The organism is Aeromonas sp. QDB39, assembly GCF_027707585.1.
Classification (GTDB): Bacteria; Pseudomonadota; Gammaproteobacteria; order Enterobacterales; family Aeromonadaceae; genus Aeromonas; species Aeromonas hydrophila.
In genome coordinates, this window is sequence record NZ_JAPCIV010000007.1 from 116,223 (window position 1) to 136,343 (window position 20,121).

Below are 20,121 nucleotides of genomic sequence, written 5' to 3' on the forward strand. Positions count from 1 at the left end.
ATTCCTTAGGCGAGGCCAAACACGCCGAACATCAGGGTGGAGACGGCGGCAATGGTCAGACCGACCGCGGTTTCGTAGGGGATGAGCTTGAGCCGCTCACCCACGCCCATGTGGACGCTGCCACCGGTGGCATGGAAGAAGGAGCCGTGGGGCATGTGGTCGAACACGGTGGCACCGGCGTGGATCATGGCGGCCCCCGCCAGGCTGCTGATGCCGAGCTCTATCAGAGTGGAGCTGAACACGTTGGAGGCCACCACGGTACCGGCGGTGGTCGAGGCGGTCGCCAGCGACATCAGGGCACCCGAGATGGGGGCCAGCAGGTAGGAGGGCAGGCCGGAGGCGGTCAGGCCGCTGATCAGCACATCCTTGAGACCGGAGTTGGCGATGATGCCCGCCAGGGTACCGGTACCCAGCAGCATGATGGCCACCGGCGCCATGCGGGCCAGGCCCGAGACCGCAAACTGGTTCACCTTGCTGAACTTGCCCATCATCAGGGCGCCGACCAGGCCGCCGAGGGGCAGTGCAATGAGCGGGTCCACCACGATGCCGGCAATGGGGCGCAGGGCCAGCAGCAGGATGGCCACCAGCGGCGCACTGATGGCGGCGGCAAAGCCCGGCAGCTTGCTGCCATTGAAGCTCACCACCTCATCGGCGGCGACTTTGCTGCCCTTGTTGTTGAGGCGCTTCGCCAGCCAGTAGGCCATCACCAGCCCGAACAGGCCCGGGATGATGCCGGCCGCCATCACCGAGGTGAGCGGCAGGTGGAAGGCATCGGCTGCGGCGATGGCGTTGGGGTTGGGAGACATGACGTTGCCCGCCTTGCCGCCGCCGATCATCGCCAGCAGGATGGCCGCCTTGGAGAGGTCGGCACGGCGGGCGATGGCCAGCGCAATGGGGGCGACCGTGATGACGGCCACGTCCACGAACACGCCGACCGCAGTCAGGATCAGGGTCGCCAGCGCCAGTGCCAGCAGGGCGCGGGTCTCGCCCAGCTTCTTGACGATGGTTTCGGCGATGGTGGTGGCGGCGCCCGATTCGATCAGTACGCCGGCCAGCACGCCCGCCGCCAGGATCCTCATCACCGCCGTGGTGATCCCCTGGGCACCGCCGATCATCAGGGCGACGGTCTGGGTCAGATCGGCGCCGCCTATCAGGCCGCCGGCCAGGGCGCCGACGATCATGCCGTAAGCGGGCGGTACCTTCTTCAGGATCAGGAAGATGGCGATGGAGAGCGCGGCGAGAGCGCCAAGCGCGGATACAGGGATCATGACGGGCACCTTTCAAATGAGTGAGTGGTGGCCATTATGGTGATCCGGGATCGGAATGCTTTGGTCAAAAAAACAAATATCAGCTTTGTAAAACGTAACTTTCTGTATGAATGAACAAATCAACTGTCGAGGTTGAGCCCGAGATAGAGCAGAAACTTGTCATCTAACTTGTTGAAATTCAACCCGGTTATCTGCTCAATCCGGGTCAGCCGATAGCGCAGGGTATTGGGGTGGATGAACAGGGCTTCGGCGCAGGGATGCAGATCACAATCCTGCAAGAAATATTGGCGCAGCGTCTTCTGCAGCGTTCCCTTTGTGTCCTCCTGCGCCAGCTTGTGCAGCGGGGCCCGCAGCTGATCCGCCTGCCAGGAGTCCGCCAGACTGCCGAGCAGCACCGGCAGCCGATAATCCTCGAAGAAATAGACCTGCTTGCGCGGCGCCTGCCGCATGCCACGGCGCAAGGTGTCCCGCGCCGTCTGGTAGGAACGCGCCAGCCCGCCGGTGCCGGCGAAGTAATCACCCACCCCGATGCGCACCCGAAAGTGGGGAATGCGGGCCAGCAGCTGCTTGATGCGGCTGCGCTCCTGCGCCGACTGCCAGATGCCGTCGCTGAGCTGGGCCGGCTTGAGCACCACTATCTCGTCCAGGCCGTTGATGGCCACCAGGTTGTCCCGCTCCGGGTTTTCCAGCAGATGCACCAGCTCCCGCAGCCGGGCCGGGTCGGCCTCCTCCAGCGCCAGCACGGCCACCACCCGCGGCTGGGCCAGATCCAGCCCGAGGAAACGGGCCGCCTGCTGCAGCTGATCGTCCCGCCCTTCACCACGGATGAGCTGCAGTACCAGCTCCTCCTTGTGGCGCTTGTCCCACTGCAGCTGCTCGGTGAGCGCCGCCTGCTCCAGAATGAGCTCGGCGGTCATGCGCACCAGTTCGGCGTAAGCACGCACTTCGTCCGGATCGCCCGAGATGCCGATGACCCCGAGCAGCTCCCCCTGATAGGCGATGGGCAGGTTGATGCCGGGGCGTACCCCCTTGAGCTCGCGGGCGGTGGCGTCGCTGATCTCCACCACCCGGTTTTCGGTCAGCGCCAGCACGGCCCCCTCATGACGCTGATGGAGCCGCTCCGGGTTGCCGGACGCGATGATCAGGCCGTGCTCGTCCATCACGTTGACCGAAAAAGAGAGGATCTTCATCGCCCGGCTGACTATCTGCCGTGCGAGGGTGTCATTGAGCTGCATAGGTACTCCGCTGAACGAAACGGGAATAGCCTGAGGCGATGATGAGTCCCTGTGGCTCGTTCATCACGTTGGCCGAAGAAGAGAGGATCTTTATCGCCCGACTGACTCTCTGGCGCGCGAGGGTATCGTTTAGCTGCATCACATCTCCAAAGCGGGGGCCGGACCGACCACAAAGCGCCGGTAGCGGGGCAAAGATGCCACATCTTCAAGACAAGCGAGGGGGGGCTCGCTAGAATAGGCCACTTTACGCTATATGCGCCCCGCCATGGAGCAGGATTTGCCCTGCCCATGACGACTCACCCTTCCGCTATGGACTGAACTATGGATTATGAATTTCGCCGCGATCCGTTCGGCGGTTATCGCGCCCGGTTCTCCATGGGCCATGAGGCCATCGGCCAGTGGCTGATCGACGAAGTGGGCAAGGACGAGGATAAACTCGACGAGCTGTTCGCCATCATCGATCAGCTCTCCAGCCGGACTCGCGTCGAATACCGGCTGCTGGGCGGCGACTACTCCCTGCTGCTGACCCACGAGGAAGCCGAGGTGAAAGCCAACGTCCTCAATATCGAGCAGGATGAGGATCTCGACGATCTCGCCTACTACGATGATGAACAGCTGGCCATGTGCGGGCTGGAAGATTTTGCCCAGGTGCTCGGCTCCTGGCGCGCCTTTATCCGCAACGAGGATATGGGCTGATCGACCCCTCTGAAAAACGACATCGGGCAACCATGCCCCATTGCCTAACCAACAGGATTGACTATGTCTATTTACGATTTTGATGACGAACTGCCGGAAGACGAGCAGGAACAACCGAAAAAAGCCGCCCCTGCCAAGAAGAAAGGCAAGCAGGTGCTGAACACCCAGGTCAACCTGAGCCCGCGCGATGCCAGCCGTCTGAACGGTATGCACGTCGAAGCCATCGCCACCCTGGACGACGTCAGCCTGCCGAAGAACGTGATCTTCAAGGCTGGCCTGATCGCCCTGGGCGAGCTGGAAGCCAGCAAGCGTGCCGACATCATTGCCCGGGTGATCGCCGAATCCGGCCGCTGAGACGCCTTGTCACCCTTGCCAAAACCGGAGCCCAGCTCCGGTTTTTTTATGGCCGCGCGCCCTGGCAGCCAGCCGAACACGGGATCCGACCAGCTTATTAAGCCTTGTCTCATGGGATGTCCCATTGTTAAGGTGCGGGACTTTCATCGGCCTTGGAGACTCAATGTTACCTCTACCTGATTCACTCATCTGGGGAGCACTGGCGCTGGCCGTCTTGCTCTGTCTGGCCCGGCAACGGCTGCCCGGCTTCATCATGCTGGCCGTTGCCCTGCTGGCGGCCCTCGGCCTCGGCCACCTGAGCCCCATCGCCCTGCTGGCCAGCGCGGCGGGCCTGCTGCTGGCCTGGCGCACTCCCTCCCTGCCCCAGCCCTGGCGCGCCGTCGCCCTGGGCGCCGTGCTGCTGTGGGCGGTGGCGCTGATGCTGCACCTCATCCCCGGCTTCACCAACCTGAAGGTGCTGGATCAGGTGCAGGCCGGCCCCGCCAGCGTGCCGTTCAACATGTACCTCAACCTGGACAAGCCGCTGGTCTTCTTCGGCCTGCTGCTGGCCTGGCCCGCCCTGCTGGGCCCGGGCGGCGCCGTTCAGTGGCGCAGACTGGCACTGCTGCTGGTGCCGCTGGCGGCCCTGCTAGTCGCCGCCTGGCAGCTGGGGGCCCTCAAGCCCGAGGTGGGCCTGCCCAACTGGTGGTGGCTGTTTGCCCTCAACAACCTGCTGTTCACCTGCGTGGCGGAAGAGGCGCTGTTTCGCGGCTTCCTGCAGCAGGGGATCGCCGCACACAGCCGGCGCTGGCTTGGGGTGCTGGTGGCGAGCCTGCTGTTCGGCGCCGCCCATCTGGCCGGCGGCCCGCTGCTGGTGCTGTTCGCCGCGCTGGCGGGGGCCTGCTATGGCCTGGCGTTCCTGCTGAGCGGGCGCCTTAGCGTCGCCATCGCGATCCACTTCCTGTTCAACTTCGCCCACCTTGCCCTCTTTACCTACCCGCTGGCCAGCCGCTGATCCCGGGCGCCCCCTGCGGGGCGCCTGCAACCTCTGCCCCCCTTGGAGCATGCCGCCCACTCCTTTGCCATCCGCCTGCGCAGATGCACCTTTCATTTGCACTATTTAGCTAAGCGAGAGTGGCGATTAATTGACCCAAGCCAAGATAGCGCGCTTGCCGCCCCCTAGAATGGGCCGGTAACAATCACAAAAAATAAAAACAAATCTATCAGTTACTTGGCTCAATCAGGATGCACTCATGACCACAACCCAACGGGAGGGGGAGATACGTTTCCCCGACCACCTGTCACTGATCTCGACGACCGACCCCGCCAGCCACATCACCTACGCCAACCAGCACTTCTGTGATGTGGCCGGTTATCACCCCGCCGAAATGGAGGGGGTGCCCCACAATCTGGTACGCCACCCCGACATGCCCAAGGCCGCCTTTGCCGACATGTGGCAGCGGCTGCGCCAGGGCAAAAGCTGGATGGGGCTGGTGAAGAACCGCGCCAAGAGCGGCAAGTTCTACTGGGTCAACGCCTATGTCACCCCCATCCTCAACGAACAGCGACAGATCATCGAGTACCAGTCGGTGCGCACCCGCCCGAGCGAACACGACATCGCCTGGGCGGAGCAGCTCTACGCCCGCATCCGGGCCGGCAAGGCGCTGCCCTGGCTGAGCCGGCTCGCCCTCGAACCCGGTCTGCTCACCCTGCTGCTGTCAGGCGGCGCCCTGCTCACCCTGCTGGCGGCCATCATCAGCGGCAATCCGCTGTGGGGGGCGCCAGGCGCACTGGCCCTGCTGGCCCAGATGCTGCACGGCTGGCGCCTGCAGCAGCGGCTCAACCGGCTGGCCCGCACTGCCGGCGAAGAGATGGGCACCCCGCTTTGCCAGGTGCTCTACACCAGGCGGCGGGACACCCTGGCGGCCCTGGAGCTGGCGCTTCGCATGAAGCGGGCCGAGCTCAAGGCGGTGGTGGGGCGCAGCGCCGATACCAACCAGCAGATCCTGCAGGCCGCCGAGGATGACAGGGGTAATATCCAGACCATCGACATCCACCTGCAGCAGCAACGGGCCCAGAGCGAGCAGCTGGCCGCCGCCATCACCGAGCTCAGCCACTCCATTCGCGACGTGGCGAGCAACGCCCATCAGGCCAGCGAACTGGTGGGCGAGGTGCAGCAGGTCTCCGCCGAGGGGTTGCGGGCGCTGGCCACCACCCAGTCCTCTGTCGATCAGCTCCATCACGAGCTCGATGCCAACCACGCCGTGCTGGCCAGGCTGACCGGCGACAGCCAGAAGATCAGCGGGATCCTGGAGGTGATCAGCCAGATCGCCGATCAGACCAACCTGCTCTCCCTCAACGCGGCCATCGAGGCGGCGCGGGCCGGCGAGCAGGGGCGCGGTTTTGCGGTGGTGGCCGACGAGATCCGGGCGCTGGCCCAGAAGACCCGCAGCTCCACCGGCGAGATCAACGAGATGATCCAGGCGCTGCAGCAGACGACCCGTCAGCTGGCCGACGGCATGAGCCAGGGCGCCCAGACCTCGGACCGCTGCCAGCAGCACGTGGGGACCACCGCCGAGGTGCTCAACCAGATCAACCGTATGCTGGCCCGGGTCACCCATACCAGCGACGAGATTGCCCAGGCCGTCAGCCAGCAGGCGGATGTCACCAGCACCCTGGACAAGGGCATCCACCAGATCCATCAGCTGGCCAGCCACACCGCCGACAACAGCCGCCAGGCCCTCGACGGCATCACCCTGCTGGTGGAGCGGCTGCATGCCCTCTCCCGCCTGATCAACCAGTTCCAGCACTGACCGCCTTGCAGGGGCGTGCCGCCCGGCACGCCCGCTTCACCTCGTTTGTCCTGACCTCCCCCGTCCCTTTGGCCGTTGCCAACCCCATGGGTTAACACCTCCCCATATGGGGCCTTTCATTTATTTGTAACAAAAATGTAAATGAAATGACCTCTGTGCCCGCCATAACAGTCACTTTCCAGCGTGCCTCGACCAGAAGGACTTCATGATGCACAAACCCCTCAGTTATGCCGCCCTGCTGCTGGCCAGCCAGTTTCCGCTGCAGGCGCTGGCCGACACCGACGTCTACCTCACCAACAACAGCCCGGATCCGGTCCAGCTGGAGATCCGCCAGAGCGGCTCCGGCCAGCTGCAGGCTGGCAGCCAGTGGCTTCAGCACAGAACCGAGCTGGGCCCCTGGGAGAGCGCCATGGTGCTCAGCTTCAACCGCTACGAGGGGGTGAAGGCGGGCAAGAGCTATCTGTTCGAAACCCGGGTCACCACTCCCAGCGGCGACACCTATCGCCTCAACCAGAAGATGGAGGGCACCTGGTGGAACAGCACCCTGCAACACGGCGGCGAGACGCCGGCAGACAACTCCGGCTGGCAGAGCGATCGCGCCATCCACCGCCTGAGCGGGCCGCAGGAGCTGGCCTTTGCCGCCAAGTTCACCGGCCGCTACGACGATCTGCACTACATGCTGACTCCGCCCAGGCAGGTGGAGCAGCCCGAAGCTGACGAAGCCAGGTTGAAGGTGGCCAGCTACAACGTCTGGGCGCTGCCGGTGATCGCCGCCAGCATCGGCGAGCGGCTGGCGCTGCTGCCCGAGTACCTCAAGGGCTATGACGCCCTGCTGTTGCAGGAGGTGTTCGATGGCCGTCGCGAGGGCTTCCTGCAGGCACTGGCCAAGGAGTACCCGTACCAGACCAGGGTGCTCGACAAGCCGGGGGTCAACATCCACGACGGCGGCGTGGTGATCGTCAGCCGCTACCCCATAGTGCGCGAGGCCCAGCTGGTCTATCCCCAGTGCACCGGCACCGACTGCTTCGCCGACAAGGGGGTGATGTATGCGGAGGTGATCAAGGGGGGCAAGGCCTGGCACCTGTTCGCCACCCACACCGCCAGCTTCGACACCGACGAGGCGCGCCGGCTGCGCCAGATCCAGTTCGGCCAGATCCGCACCCTGGCCGCCAGCCTGAAGATCCCCGCCAGCGACACCGTCATCTACGGCGGCGACTTCAACGTCAACAAGCGCAAGTTTGCCGACGACTACGCCGGCATGCTGGCCAACCTCAACGCCGACGAGCCGGGTTATGGCGGCTACACCGAGGCCACCTTCGATCCCAGGATCAACCCCTATGCCGGCGGTCCGCTCTCCGGCGGTGCCAACGTGGAGTACCTCGACTATCTGGTGGTGAGCCGGGAATACGGCGCCGTGCGCCACAACCTCAACAGCGTCTGGATCCCGCGCAGCAGCGATGGCAGCCTCTGGCCCGCCAGCAACCTCTCCGATCACTTCCCGGTCAAGGGAGAGATCAGCCGATGAAGCGCCGCTACGGCTTGCTGGCACTGGCAGTGCTGGCCTTGTTGCTGCTCAACCTAAGCTGGCAGGAGGCGCCAACGCGGCCGGCACACACCGGCCAGCTCGCTCAGCCAGCCGCCGCAGCGTCGCCGCAGACACAGCCGGCACAGGCCCGCGCTAGCGGCCCGGTTGCCGCTACCACCGTGCCAGCCGGCCCAGCGCCTGCGCCTGCCAGCTGGCGCGAGCTGCCGGACGAGATGAACCGGCAGCTCGCCAGCGAGGTGAGCGACAGCGAGCAGCCGCTGGCCGAGCGGCTGGCCAATCTGGAGGCGATAGAGGCCCAATGGCTGAGCGAGGGGGAGAGCCTGTTTCGGCTGCAGGGGCGCTACGCCCTGGCACTCGAGCAGCTGGCGCAGGAGCACGAGCAACTGCCGCTGGCCGAGCGACTGGCCGCCCTCACCCGCTTGCAGGATGAGTGGGCGGCGGATCATCCGGATCTGGCGACTGAGCTGTTCAACCCGGCTGCCCGCTTGCAGCAGGCGCGCCAGCTGTGGGGGGACGAGGAACTGGCGACCCTGGCTCGCCACTTCCTGCCGGCCGGGCAGGCCGAAGCGACCGTGCAGTTTGCCGCCAGCCGACAACAGCAGCTGGCGCAGCGCAGCCACTACCAGCAGCAGCTGACCGAGCTGGAGCAGCAGCTGGCGGCCAGCCGGGGCAACATGGACGAGGCAAGCTGGCAGCAGCACAGGGAGGCGGTACTCGGCCAGTTTCGGCGCGACTTCTTCGCCCAGACGCCGGATCAGCCCTGAGCAGGCAACGGCCTGGGGCATCTGATCCTCACAAGAAAAAGGGCCCGTCAGGGCCCTTCGAATTTCACAGCCATCAGGCCAGCGGATAGCTGGCCGCCAGCCCGTTCTCGCAATGCCAGTTGGCCCACAGCTTGTTGTCGGTGCCCATCAGCAGGGTGGCGAAGTTGCGGGTACGCAGGTAGACGGGGGAGCCGAACGGCTTGATAAGCTCGGCGCGGATCAGCCGGTTCTCGTCGAGGTATTCGGCATCGTCGTTGGTCATAGCGAGGATCCCCATCCACTGGAACTGGGTGGGACAGGGGTGGACGATACCGGAGGAGACCAGCTGGTGCACATTGGTGACCCCTTCACGCTTGTCCTGAATGACGCCAAGGCAGCCCACGTGCACGTCACCGGAGAGGATCAGGGTCTTGCAGCCACGCCGGCTCTTGGCATTGTCCAGCAGCCGCATGATGAGCCGGGCCCGCTCCCCCTGATGATCCTTGGCCCGCCAGTGATCCTTGAGATCGTCGGTCAGCTCCTCCTCCCAGGGGGTGGCATCCAGCGCCGCCTCGGTGAAGGAGAAGTCGCGATAGACCACGGGCACCCCCGCCAACACCAGCAGGTGGCCCGCGTCGCAGGCGGCCAGCGCGTCGTTGATCTGATCCCACTGGGACGGGCTCATCACCTGAGCGCGGGTCCGATTGGCCCGGTTGTCCAGCGCCAGGATCTGGTAACCCCGAAAACTCAGCCGCCAGGAGTGGTGGCCCAGCTTGACCGGATCCAGCAGGGAGACGTTGGCAATGGAGCGCAGCTGGAACAGCCGGAAATAGCGGGACGCGGCGGCATAGATGACCCGATAGACGTCGCAGCCCTGCAGATTGTCCGGCGACTCGGGATAGCTGCCCCAGCCATCGAAGATGTCGTGGTCATCCCACATCATGGCGCTCGGGATCCGGGCCAGCAGGCGCGCCACCTCGGGCCGCCCCCACTGCTTGCAATAGAGATCGCAGTAGAAGCGATCGAGCTGCTCCTCCATGGTGCGAGTGGCCTTGCGTTTGACCTTCTCCGCCATGTCCAGCTCGTTCCAGGCCTTGAGGCTGGGCACCGTGGTCCAGAGGGAGTCGGCATAGACCTGATCGCCCCCCATCAGCAGCAGCGAGAAGGGGTGCGTGGCGTGCTCGGCGGCCAGCTTGTCCCACATCACATAGGGCTGCGGGGTGGAGGTGAGCAGCTTGAAGTCGGAAAAACCGTTGCAGGAGGCGTACCCGATGCGCACCCGCTCCACCGACCCAGGCAGATGAAACTGCCAGCGATCCTCACCGGCCAGATCCCGGGCGGGCTCCCCGTCCAGCAGGATCTGGTACTCCACGCTCGAACCCGCCTCGGCCGGGGTTGCCGTCCAGCTGACCCGCCAGAAGCCACCCCTGGGGGTATCCGCCTGCTTGCCGGCGGCCAGCAGGCTGCCGTTGATCCTGACCCCGGCGCCCTTGCAGTCAGGCCCCGCCAAAAAACAGATGCTGTATTGCGTCTCCGCTTCGAGCCCCAGCAGGGGCCCCATCACCAGACTCGCCATTGCCTATCCCTCCGTGGTTGAACCCATGGAGCATAGTGAAACGGGCGTCCTTTGGTACTGCCCAAGCGGGCAGGGCAGGTCAGCCCTTGCTCTTGAACTGTTTGGCGCTGCGTTTGGCCTGGGTGCGACGTTGTGATCACCTTGCTTGTCGCGAAACGGAGCAAGGCGGCAGCAATGACCTCAGCCCTTGCCCTTGAACTGTTTGGCGCTGCGTTTGGCCTGGGTACGACGATTGGCCTGCTTGTCGCGGGGGGCGCGCTTGCCCTCCCCGCTGGCTGGCTGATCGGTGACCGGGAAGTCGGCGAGCTCGGCCAGCGGTAGCTCGCGGCCGGTAAGGGTGCGGATCGCCGCCAGGGTGTCGACCTCGCCATGGCAGGTGAGCGAGATGGCGAGCCCGCTGCGGCCGGCCCGGGCGGTGCGGCCGATGCGGTGCACGTAGACGGGGGCGCTGGCGGGCAGATCCAGGTTGATCACCAGCGGCAGCGCCTCCACGTGAATGCCGCGCGCCATCAGGTCGGTGGCCACCAGCACCCGTACCTTGCCCGCCTTGAAGTCGCCGAGCGCCTGCTCGCGCACCGCCTGCTCCTTCTCGCCGTGCAGCGCCGCCACCATGATGCCCGCCTTGGCCAGCTTGCGGGCCACCCCGTCGGCGTCGTCCCGCGCGCTGATGAAGACCAGCACCTGCGGCCACTCGTGGGACTTGAGCAGGCTGATGAGCGCCGGCACCTTGCTGCTCTTGTTGACCAGATAGAGGCGCTCCTCGATGTCGTCGGCCACGCTGTTGCGGGGATCCGCCTCCACCCGCACCGGCTCGGTCAGCAGACCGGTCGCCAGCGCATCCAGCTCGGCTGGCAGGGTGGCCGAGAACAGCAGAGTCTGACGCTCGACCGGCATGGCATTCAGCAGCCACTGGATGTCGGGCCAGAAGCCCATCTCCAGCAGCCGATCCGCCTCGTCCAGCACCAGATGGCGCAGCTGGCTCAGTCCCAGCAGTTGCTGGGCCAGCAGGTCCCGCAGTCGCCCCGGGGTCGCCACCAGCAGTTGCGGCCCCAGCGCCAGTTCGGCCTGTTGCAGCGCCTGCGCCACCCCGCCGCACAGGGTCACCAGTCGCAGACCCAGCCCGGCGGCCGGCCCCTGCAGCGCCTCGCTCACCTGCACCGCCAGCTCGCGGGTCGGCACCAGCACCAGCCCCTGCACCCGATCGCAGGCCGGGTCCAGCCGCTGCAGCAGCGGCAGGCCGAACGCCAGGGTCTTGCCGCTGCCGGTGCGGGCCAGTGCCAGCAGATCCCGACCCGCCAGCGCGGCGGGAATGGCCAGTTGCTGCACCCGGGTCGGGCACTTGAGGTCGGCGGGCAGGGTCGCCAGCAGGGCGGGGGCGAGGGCAAGTTCATCAAAAGTCATGGGGCTACGCAGCTATCGACAGAATAGGGAGGTGGGGGCGAAGTCTAGTGAGCGGCCGACCATAAGTAAAATCCCATCCATCGCGGCCACTGGCCCACTCCCGGCCCGCCATGCGCAAAGCGGACCTGACTACACTTCAGGGAACCTCCCCCGGGGACATGACCAGACCATGACCAGACATCCCTCTCTGCTGCTGTTGTTGCTGCTCTGCCTGACGGGGCTGACCAGCCTCAGCCTCTCTCGCGCCGACACGGCGGCCGCCCCTGCCGCCAAACCGGTACGCATCCTCAACGCCCACCTCGGCGAGCTGCCGGGGCTCATCAACGCCGACAAGACCGGCCCCTTCGTCGATCTGGTGCGCGCCATCGATGAGCTCTACCCCGAGGTGAGCATCCGGATCACCATCTATCCCCTCGCCCGGGCCATGGCCGGGGTGATCGCCGGCACCGCCGATTTCAGCCTGCCCGCCATCCGCAATCTGCAGGATGCCGACCTGCTGCCCTATCGCTTCAGCACCCGCAGCTTCGGCAAGGTCACCCACGTGCTCTACAGCAATACCGACCACCTCATCACCCCCGACATGGCCTACGGCATAGTACCCACCAAGCGGGATCTGCTGATCGAGGCGACCCCCGGCTTTCTGCCCATTCCGCTGCAACGGTCGATGAGCATAGAGCAGTCCCTGCGCAAGCTCTCGCGCGGGCGCATCGACGCCTTCATCTGGGCCCAGGAGGAGGCCGACCTGATGCTGCGCCAGCTCAAGCTGACCAATGTCCATCGGGAACACCTGGGGGATTTCGAGGATGTCTTCATCATCGCCAAGGGGCCTGCCGGGGATGAAACGGATCGTTTCCTCGGTGAGGCGATCGACCGGCTCGCCGCCTCCGGCAAGCTGGCAGAGATCTACTCAAGGCTGCACCGCCCCTATGTCGAGTGGCAACCCCACCCGGAGCCACTACCCGCCAAAAACGTGACCAAATCCCCCTGACTGTTCCATAAAAAAATCCCGCCGGGGCCATGCCCCGGCGGGATTGTTGTCAGTCTGCCTGCTTACAGTACGGCCAGGGCGGCAGCGTAGTTCGGCTCGTCGGCGACTTCGGCTACCAGCTCGCTGTGCAGCACCTTGTTCTCTTCATCCAGCACCACGATGGCGCGGGCAGCCAGACCCACCAGCGGGCCGGAGGAGAAGGCCACGCCGTAGTCCTGCAGGAAGGCGGCACCACGCAGGGTGGAGAGGGTCACTACCTTGTCCAGCCCTTCGGCGCCGCAGAAGCGGGACTGGGCGAACGGCAGGTCGGCGGAGATGCACAGCACCACGGCGTTGTTCAGCGCGCTGGCCTGCTCGTTGAACTTGCGCACGGAAGTGGCGCAGGTCGGGGTATCGACGCTCGGGAAGATGTTCAGGATCTTGCGCTGACCGGCGAAGCTCGCCAGGGTCAGGTCGGAGAGATCCTTGGCCACCAGGGAAAACGGCTTGGCCTGCTCGCCGGCAACCGGGAAGTGACCGGCGACGGAGACGGGGTTGCCTTGCAGGGTAACGGAATTGCTCATGTTATGTCCTTGATTATCGAGGGAGGATCAGGCCCTCCAGTATAGGCCCGCCGGGCGGGGACAAACACCCGCCAACCACAGGGATATCACCTCTGCCGGCAGCCTGCAGCGAGGAGCGGGAGAAAGGGGCTTGACCTTGGACTTAACACCAAGGTTTACACTCGGCTCAGTTATCGAAGATCTCGCACCGGCGGGATCCATCCAAGAGGGACTCATCATGAGCAAATCCTGCTGCAGCCATCAACACGCCGCCGCTCCCATCAAGGCCGTCAGCAAGAGCGCTGCGCCCCAGGCCGAGCACCAGCACGACAGCCACTGCTGCGACCAGGCCGCACCGGTCAGCTGCTGCGCGAGTCAGGCCCCCCATGATCATCAGGATCATGCCGCCAGCGACGCTCCCGAGGGGGAAGAGCCCCCCAGAGGGGGTTGTTGCGCCACTCCACCGCCCGCCCATGCCCAGCATGCCCATGACGGGGAGCACGACCACCATGAGCATGCTGTCGTGGCAGAACCTCCGCTGGACGCCCCCGAGCAGAACAGCCGCCGCCACAGCTGGCAGGTGCTGGGGATGGACTGCCCCAGCTGCGCCCGCAAGATAGAGACCGCCGTCAGCCGGGTGAGCGGCGTGCAACAGGCCCGCGTGCTGTTTGCCACCGAGAAGCTGGTGGTGGATCTGGCCCCCGGCCTCTCCCCCGATCCCGTTACCGCCGCCGTGCTGGCCGCCGGCTTCCAGCTCAAGGGCGAGCGCAGCGGCAAGCAGGAGCCCGGCCGCGAGCGCGGCCCGCTGCAGACCCTGCTCGCCAAGTATTGGCAGCCGCTGTCGCTGGCCGGACTGATGCTGGTGGCGGCCCTGCTGCCGAGCCAGATCGGTCAGCCGCTGTTTACCCTGGCCACCCTCTGGGGGCTGTGGCCCATCTCCCGCAAGGCGTGGGCGCTGACCAAGAGCGGCTCCCCCTTCGCCATCGAGACCCTGATGACGGTCGCCGCCGTGGGGGCCCTGTTCCTCGGCGAAACCGCCGAAGCGGCCATGGTGCTGCTGCTGTTCATGCTGGGCGAACATCTGGAGGCCTACGCCGCCGGCCGCGCCCGAGCCGGAGTGACCGCCTTGATGGCGCTGGTGCCCGACAAGGCGCTGCGCATCCGCACCACTGCCGAGGGCGAAGTGCGGGAAGAAGTCGCTGCCGACCAGCTGCGTCCCGGTGACATCATCGAAATCGCCCCGGGTGCCCGCCTGGCCGCCGATGCCCGCCTGCTCGACGCCCTCGGTGCCTTTGACGAGAGCGCCCTGACCGGTGAATCGATCCCGGTGGAGCGCCGTCAGGGTGACAAGGTGCCCGCCGGCAGCCTGGCGGCGGATCGGGTGCTGCGCCTCGAGGTGGTGTCCGAGCCCGGCAACAACGCCATCGACCGCATCCTGCATCTCATCGAGGAGGCCGAGACCCAGCGCGCCCCCATCGAGCGCTTCATCGACCGCTTCAGCCGCTGGTATACCCCGGCCATGATGCTGGTCGCCCTGCTGGTGGTGCTGGTACCACCGCTCGCCTTCGGCCAGAGCTGGGACGAGTGGGTCTATCGCGGGCTGGCGCTGCTGCTGATCGGTTGCCCCTGCGCCCTGGTCATCTCCACCCCGGCGGCAGTCACCTCAGCGCTGGCGGCAGCCACCCGACAGGGGGCCCTCATCAAGGGGGGCGCCGCGCTGGAGCGCCTCGCCCACATCGATACCGTGGCCTTCGACAAGACCGGCACCCTGACCCTGGGCAAGCCGCAGCTGACCGAACTGGTGAGCCTCAATGGCCAGCCGGAGGCCGAACTGCTGGCACTGGCGGCAGCCATCGAGCAGGGCTCCCACCACCCGCTTGCTCGCGCCGTGGTGACGGCGGCCAGCGAACAGGGCCTCAGCCTCGCCGCGGCCCAGGAGCTGCGTGCCCTGCCCGGCATGGGCGTGGAAGGTCGCATCGACGGTACCCTCTGGCAGCTGCTGGCGCCGAGCCGGGTCGCCACCCTGGATGCCGCGATGCAGGCCCGGGTCGCCACCCTAGAGCAGCAAGGCAAGACGGTGGTGGTGCTCGGTCAGCCTGACGCCGCCCCGGCCGCTCTGCTAGCCCTGCGCGACCAGATCCGGCCAGAAGCGGCTGCGGCGCTGCAAGAGCTCAACCAGCTCGGCCTGCAGAGCATCATGCTGACCGGCGACAACCCCCGCGCCGCCGAGGCCATCGCCGGTGAGCTCGGCATGGGCTGGCGCGCCGGCCTGCTGCCGGAAGGCAAGGTCGATGAAATCGCCAAGCTCGGCCTCAGCCAGAAAGTCGCGATGATTGGCGATGGCATCAACGACGCGCCGGCCATGAAGCGGGCCAGCATCGGCATCGCCATGGGAGGCGGCACCGACGTGGCGCTGGAGACCGCCGATGCGGCGCTGACCCACAACCAGCTCGGCGGGGTCGCCGCCATGATCCGGCTCTCCCGTGCGGCACTGGCCAACATCCACCAGAACATAGCGCTGGCACTGGGGCTCAAGGCCATCTTCCTGGTCACCAGCCTGCTCGGCATCACCGGCCTGTGGATTGCGGTGCTGGCCGACACCGGTGCCACCGCACTGGTCACCGCCAACGCCCTGCGCCTGCTGCGCAAGCGCTAAGCCGGCCGTTGACGGCACAACCAACAGCCGCCCCCCAGTGGGCGGCTTTTTTATTGCCTCGCCCACAGCAAAGAAAAAGCGCGGCTGCCGGTCGGCAGTCGCGCTTTGCTTACTCTCTCGGAGTTATCCCACCCTTGGCGAGGTGGAATTCAACCCTGGGGTGCCGAGCCAGCCCCGGGCTCGATGGGAATGACTACTTGGCGCTGCACTCCTGGATCACCGCGGTACCGGCCTTGGTGCCGGCCGGGTCAACCTTCACCTGCACGCTCCACAGCCCCTGCGGCAAGGTGATGCTGTTGTTGGCGCTGCCCGGCTGGGAGAAGCCGATGGCATAACCCGTCTCCGCCGTCACCGCGCCGCCGCCGTTGAGCAGGTACTCCTTGCTCCAGTCCTCGTTGGCCACCTTGAACTCGGTGCTGCCGGTGTAGTTGAAGGCCGCCTGATAGATGGCCAGATCGCCGTCCATCCCCTTGTAGCTCAACTGGTACTGGGGCTGAGCGGCCCAGCCGGAGAGCTCGCCCTTGACGAACAGGTTGTAGCCGAGCGGATTGCCCGCCACCGTGTCCAGCACCTTGCAGCTCTGCACCGGCTCGGTGAAGCTGACGCTCAGGGTGGGCTTGTCCTTGTTCATGGCGGTAAACACGAACTTGTAGCTGCCCGCCTTGGCCAGATCGAGCCCGATGTTGCCGGTATCGCCGCCCTTGCAAAGGGTCAGCGGGGTGCCGACCACCAGCTTGTCACCCGCATTGCAGCTGCCGTAGTTGAGGGGACCCCAGCTGGCATCCGCGATCTTGACGTTGGTGGTGCCCAGCTTGTCGCTGCTCACCTCGGTGGTGAACTCGTACATGAAGTTGCTGCTGAAGGTCATCTGGTTGGTGTTGCCCCACTCATTGAGGAACCCCTTCAGATAGACGGCGGTATCACCAAACGGCGGTACCGTGCTCAGATCAGTCTTCTTGCCGACCGGCAGGCCAGTGCCCTGGGCACCGCTCTGCGGCTTGACGAACACCGCCGCCGACCAGGCCCCCAGGGTCAGGGTACCGCCATTGACGGCCGCATCGCGGGCGATGCTCTCGCCGCCGTGGTGGGCCGGGCTCAACTGCAGGCTGGTCAGGTCGATGGGCTGATCGTTGCCATCACGGAAGTCGCTGACGCTCTGGGGAGCATTGGTGGCGTTGATCATCACCACCAGACCGTCGATGGCCGGATCCAGATCCGCACCCGCATTGACGCCGTCATCCACCGTCATCACGATGAGGCCGGGCTCCTGATCCGGGCCGGTATTACGGAAGTCGACCCGCTTGATCACCTCGGCGCCGCTGCCCAGACGCAGCAGACGGGAGGATTGACGCAGCTCGGCCAGCTCCTGATAGAAGCCCACCATGGTCGCCATGTCGGCACCGCTCGGTTTGACGTGCTTGCCGAGCACCTGCTCGATCAGCGGATAGTTGTCGCCATCCTTGTCCTTGCGCGGCAGCCCCTTGTCGAAATTATTGTCATTTAAGCCGTAGTCGACCCGGTTGTACCAGTCACCCGAGTCGTAGCTGTCCCGCTCCATGGATTTGGAGCGCAGCAGCTCGACACCGGCGTGGGTGAAGGGAATGCCCTGCCCCAGCATGGCGGTGGCCAGCGACACCCCCTGCATCCGCACCAGATCGGCCCCTTGCGGCGCCTTGTAGATCAGGTTGTCGAACAGGGTCTGGTTGTCGTGCTTGTCGACGTAGTTCTGGATTTCGGTCGGATCCTGGGCATAGCCCGCCGGTTGACCGTTGTAGTCGATGTCGGAGCCCTTCTTCGGCATCCCGTCCTTGTCGGTCAGGATGAAGTCCTTGAGGTTGCCGGCCATGCCGAGGCGCACCAGATCGGCCTGATGCAGGGCAGTGGCGCGATCGACGCCATCCATCTCGTTGGCATCCACCAGGGCGCCGTTGCCAAAGCCCTGGGTCTTGCGAATGGTGTCGCCGCCGTCGAACGGACTGCCGCCGCGCACCGCATCCCGCAGCCGGTCGGAGAAGGAGCCGATGCCGGTGCCGGCCAGGTGTTTCTGGGTCGCCTGCACGAAGCGCTTGTCATCCTGCACCTCGCCGAAGTTCCAGCCCTCGCCGTAGAAGTACATCTCGGGGTTGACCTTCTTCACCGCGGCCAGCGCCTGCACCATCTGATCTTTCGGGTGATGGCCCATCAGGTCGAAGCGGAAGGCGTCGATCTTGTAGTCGCGGGCCCAGGTGACCAGGGAGTCATCCATCAGCTTGGCGAACATGGCGTGTTCCGGCGCCGTGTTGGAGCAGCAGGTGGAGTTCTCCACCGAGCCGGTCTCCGGATTGAGGCGCTGATAGTACCAGGGCACTATCTTGTCGAGCACCGACTTGGGCCCCAGGCCCGCCTCGTTGGTGTGGTTGTAGACCACGTCCATCACCACGTTCATGCCGATGTTCTGCTTGATGGCCTTGACCATTTCGCGGAACTCCAGGATGCGCTGGCTGCCCTCGGCATTGGTGGCGTAGGAGCCTTCCGGGGTGGTGTAGTGGTAGGGGTCATAGCCCCAGTTGAAGGAGTCGACACCACGCAGATAGCCGTAGAGCTCCTGCACCTGCGGGTTCTCCTTGCTGTCGCTTCCTTGCAGATCGCCGAGCACGGCCTCAATGGTCTGCCCGCTGCTGCAGTAGCCGGCGAACTTGGAGTTCTGCACCTCGGGGTTGACCTGGCACAGCTTGCCGAAGTCGTCGCTGATGTTGGCGACCTTGGCCGGATCCTCGTTGACGGTGGCGATGTCGAACACCGGCAGCAGGTGCAGGTGGCTGACGCCGCTCTTGGCCAGTGCCTGCAGGTGCTTGACCGGCGCCGTGTCGGTATCGGTCAGGCCGAGGAACTTGCCGCGGTGCTCGGCCGGGGTGGAGTCGTCGTTGCCGGTCAGATCGCGGACATGGGCCTCATAGATGGTGATGTCGGCCGGGTTCTGCTGGCTGTGGGGCGCCTTCAGGCTGTCCCACCCTTCCGGCTTGAGGGCCGGATCGTTGAGATCCACCACCTGGCTGAACTCGGAGTTCATCGCCAGGCTCAGGGAGTAGGGGTCGGTCACCTGATAGGATTCCAGCTTGCGGCTGACCGGGTGATAGACCTGGATGTCGTAGCGGTAGAACTTGCCCACCAGCTCGCTGCCGCCCTGCACGCTCCAGCTGCCGCTGGCCTCGTCCAGGGTCATGGTGCGCTCGCCGAGCGGCTTGTGTTGGCCGTCGAACAGCGCCAGCTTGACCGACTTGGCGGTCGGCGCCCACAGCCGGAAAGTGACATTGCCCCCCTCGACCACGGCGCCATAAGTCAGCTTGGTGGCCGCTTCGCTGTAGAGGGCATCGAGGGCACCGGCGCTCTGCACCAGGGTCGCCCCCTGCAGAATGCCGTCGGCATCGGTGCCGATGGCCACCAGCTCACCCTTGAGCAGCGGTTTGAGATCCTTGCCAGCCGGCAGGGCGAAGGCGGCGGCATCCTTCAGATGCGGATACTTGGCCTGTTGCTCGGCGGTCAGGCTGGTCGGAGTCAGGGTGATGTAGGGGAAGTCGAACACCCCTTCCGCGTTGGCCTTGATGGTGCCGGACTCGGTGTAATAGAGGCGCACATGGGGCTTGTCCTTGCCCCCCTGCCAGATCAGGGTGTTGCCGTCGATCAGGTGGGCACTGGCGCCCGCCACGCCGAAGGCGGCGGTGAAGGCCTCGGCGCGGCTGCCGAAGATCTCGTTCTTGCCGGCGACGATGGCCACGGTGCGGTCCGGGTGATCGCTGAAGACCACCTTCATGTCGCTGCCGGTCAGGTTGGCCAGATCGCCGTTGCGGGCGATGAAGTTGATGCAGCCTTCCAGCTTGCTGAGGGGCACCACCCAGCTCGGGCCGAAGCCGTCAGCCGCGGCCGGGGTGTTGACCTTGTCATCCCAGCCTGCGTTGAGGCCGCTCTCGGCGGTGGCGCTGCAGGCGTCGTTGTTCCACAGGTGCAGGCTGTAGTTGGCGAAGGGGCCAGTGACCCCGCGGGCCGCACTGGTCTGGGTATCCACCAGGGCGATCACCGCCTGATCGGGCCCGGCCACCAGTTGCTCGGCAGGGGGTTGCACATTGGGCAGACGGGCGACGGGGCCGTCCGTGGGGTCAGGGGTGGAGGGGGAGGAGCTGTTGTCATTGCAGCCGGACAAAAGCGCGAGCAGTGAGGCTGTTACCAGCGCCACTTTGGTCTTTTTCATATCCATTTTTTTATAATTCCCGGGCGTTGTTTCCCAAATCAGAGTGACCTGAATTGAACTTATGGTTGAGACGGTGATCTGATCACCAAATCCCTCTTC

Annotated in this window: 14 protein-coding genes; 8 read left to right on the forward strand and 6 right to left on the reverse strand. The window is 65.6% G+C overall.

Annotated elements, in window-relative coordinates:
- Window positions 1-5 precede the first annotated feature (5 nt).
- Together PG899_RS06035 and PG899_RS06040 are read right to left on the reverse strand one after the other, a co-directional pair.
- Window positions 6-1,268, reverse strand: coding sequence for a GntP family permease (locus PG899_RS06035; RefSeq protein WP_011704607.1), 1,263 nt, complete (start codon window positions 1,266-1,268; stop codon window positions 6-8).
- 119 nt (window positions 1,269-1,387) lie between these two features.
- Entirely contained in the window at window positions 1,388-2,503 is a 1,116-nt protein-coding gene (locus PG899_RS06040; RefSeq protein WP_011704606.1) for a sugar diacid recognition domain-containing protein, read from the reverse strand.
- A gap of 321 nt (window positions 2,504-2,824) precedes the next feature.
- Here PG899_RS06040 and PG899_RS06045 point away from each other — a divergent pair, with 321 nt between their 5' ends.
- From PG899_RS06045 to PG899_RS06070, 6 genes are all read left to right on the forward strand, one after another.
- Window positions 2,825-3,199 carry a YacL family protein gene (locus PG899_RS06045; RefSeq protein WP_029304568.1) on the forward strand — a complete coding sequence of 125 codons (375 nt, stop codon included), beginning with the start codon at window positions 2,825-2,827 and terminating at the stop codon, window positions 3,197-3,199.
- A gap of 63 nt (window positions 3,200-3,262) precedes the next feature.
- Window positions 3,263-3,553, forward strand: a complete 291-nt coding sequence (locus PG899_RS06050; RefSeq protein ID WP_011704604.1) for a hypothetical protein — start codon at window positions 3,263-3,265, stop codon at window positions 3,551-3,553.
- A 163-nt stretch (window positions 3,554-3,716) separates the two neighbouring features.
- Window positions 3,717-4,547 (forward strand): CPBP family intramembrane glutamic endopeptidase, encoded by an 831-nt coding sequence (locus PG899_RS06055; RefSeq protein WP_077095879.1) that lies wholly within the window; start codon window positions 3,717-3,719, stop codon window positions 4,545-4,547.
- Between the two features lie 238 nt (window positions 4,548-4,785).
- The gene (locus PG899_RS06060; protein ID WP_077095878.1) at window positions 4,786-6,345 is read left to right on the forward strand and encodes a methyl-accepting chemotaxis protein; all 1,560 of its coding nucleotides are present in this window, start codon (window positions 4,786-4,788) and stop codon (window positions 6,343-6,345) included.
- Between the two features lie 208 nt (window positions 6,346-6,553).
- Complete coding sequence (locus PG899_RS06065) at window positions 6,554-7,870, forward strand: sphingomyelin phosphodiesterase (protein WP_143238966.1); 1,317 nt, start codon at window positions 6,554-6,556, stop codon at window positions 7,868-7,870.
- Entirely contained in the window at window positions 7,867-8,655 is a 789-nt protein-coding gene (locus PG899_RS06070) for a hypothetical protein (protein WP_077095877.1), read from the forward strand. The genes PG899_RS06065 and PG899_RS06070 overlap by 4 nt, the downstream gene beginning before the upstream one ends.
- 73 nt (window positions 8,656-8,728) lie before the next feature.
- On the opposite strand, the gene PG899_RS06075 is transcribed toward PG899_RS06070, so the two are convergent.
- Window positions 8,729-10,210: an alkaline phosphatase D family protein gene (locus PG899_RS06075; protein ID WP_077095876.1), complete on the reverse strand. Its 1,482-nt coding sequence runs from the start codon at window positions 10,208-10,210 to the stop codon at window positions 8,729-8,731.
- Window positions 10,211-10,390: 180 nt separating this feature from the next.
- The gene (locus PG899_RS06080) at window positions 10,391-11,611 is read right to left on the reverse strand and encodes a DEAD/DEAH box helicase (RefSeq protein ID WP_190283851.1); all 1,221 of its coding nucleotides are present in this window, start codon (window positions 11,609-11,611) and stop codon (window positions 10,391-10,393) included.
- A gap of 169 nt (window positions 11,612-11,780) precedes the next feature.
- Between PG899_RS06080 and PG899_RS06085 the strand changes: the two genes are divergently transcribed.
- Window positions 11,781-12,599 (forward strand): transporter substrate-binding domain-containing protein, encoded by an 819-nt coding sequence (locus tag PG899_RS06085; protein ID WP_077098236.1) that lies wholly within the window; start codon window positions 11,781-11,783, stop codon window positions 12,597-12,599.
- 62 nt (window positions 12,600-12,661) lie between these two features.
- On the opposite strand, the gene tpx is transcribed toward PG899_RS06085, so the two are convergent.
- Window positions 12,662-13,162, reverse strand: a complete 501-nt coding sequence (gene tpx, locus PG899_RS06090) for a thiol peroxidase (RefSeq protein WP_016349389.1) — start codon at window positions 13,160-13,162, stop codon at window positions 12,662-12,664.
- Between the two features lie 217 nt (window positions 13,163-13,379).
- Here tpx and PG899_RS06095 point away from each other — a divergent pair, with 217 nt between their 5' ends.
- A complete protein-coding gene (locus PG899_RS06095) occupies window positions 13,380-15,797 on the forward strand; it encodes a zinc/cadmium/mercury/lead-transporting ATPase (RefSeq protein WP_179101545.1) in 2,418 nt (805 codons plus the stop codon).
- Between the two features lie 193 nt (window positions 15,798-15,990).
- Here the strand turns inward: PG899_RS06095 and pulA are convergent, their stop codons facing one another.
- Complete coding sequence (gene pulA, locus PG899_RS06100; protein ID WP_252411086.1) at window positions 15,991-20,028, reverse strand: pullulanase-type alpha-1,6-glucosidase; 4,038 nt, start codon at window positions 20,026-20,028, stop codon at window positions 15,991-15,993.
- Window positions 20,029-20,121: the final 93 nt, after the last annotated feature.

What these genes read in the sequence shown, in the direction of transcription:
- pulA (WP_252411086.1), bottom strand. Translation starts at nt 20,028, where the DNA reads ATGGATATGAAAAAGACCAAAGTGGCGCTGGTAACAGCCTCACTGCTC.
- PG899_RS06070 (WP_077095877.1), top strand. Translation starts at nt 7,867, where the DNA reads ATGAAGCGCCGCTACGGCTTGCTGGCACTGGCAGTGCTGGCCTTGTTG.
- PG899_RS06045 (WP_029304568.1), top strand. Translation starts at nt 2,825, where the DNA reads ATGGATTATGAATTTCGCCGCGATCCGTTCGGCGGTTATCGCGCCCGG.
- PG899_RS06040 (WP_011704606.1), bottom strand. Translation starts at nt 2,503, where the DNA reads ATGCAGCTCAATGACACCCTCGCACGGCAGATAGTCAGCCGGGCGATG.
- tpx (WP_016349389.1), bottom strand. Translation starts at nt 13,162, where the DNA reads ATGAGCAATTCCGTTACCCTGCAAGGCAACCCCGTCTCCGTCGCCGGT.
- PG899_RS06085 (WP_077098236.1), top strand. Translation starts at nt 11,781, where the DNA reads ATGACCAGACATCCCTCTCTGCTGCTGTTGTTGCTGCTCTGCCTGACG.
- PG899_RS06065 (WP_143238966.1), top strand. Translation starts at nt 6,554, where the DNA reads ATGCACAAACCCCTCAGTTATGCCGCCCTGCTGCTGGCCAGCCAGTTT.
- PG899_RS06075 (WP_077095876.1), bottom strand. Translation starts at nt 10,210, where the DNA reads ATGGCGAGTCTGGTGATGGGGCCCCTGCTGGGGCTCGAAGCGGAGACG.
- PG899_RS06080 (WP_190283851.1), bottom strand. Translation starts at nt 11,611, where the DNA reads ATGACTTTTGATGAACTTGCCCTCGCCCCCGCCCTGCTGGCGACCCTG.
- PG899_RS06095 (WP_179101545.1), top strand. Translation starts at nt 13,380, where the DNA reads ATGAGCAAATCCTGCTGCAGCCATCAACACGCCGCCGCTCCCATCAAG.
- PG899_RS06055 (WP_077095879.1), top strand. Translation starts at nt 3,717, where the DNA reads ATGTTACCTCTACCTGATTCACTCATCTGGGGAGCACTGGCGCTGGCC.
- PG899_RS06050 (WP_011704604.1), top strand. Translation starts at nt 3,263, where the DNA reads ATGTCTATTTACGATTTTGATGACGAACTGCCGGAAGACGAGCAGGAA.
- PG899_RS06035 (WP_011704607.1), bottom strand. Translation starts at nt 1,268, where the DNA reads ATGATCCCTGTATCCGCGCTTGGCGCTCTCGCCGCGCTCTCCATCGCC.
- PG899_RS06060 (WP_077095878.1), top strand. Translation starts at nt 4,786, where the DNA reads ATGACCACAACCCAACGGGAGGGGGAGATACGTTTCCCCGACCACCTG.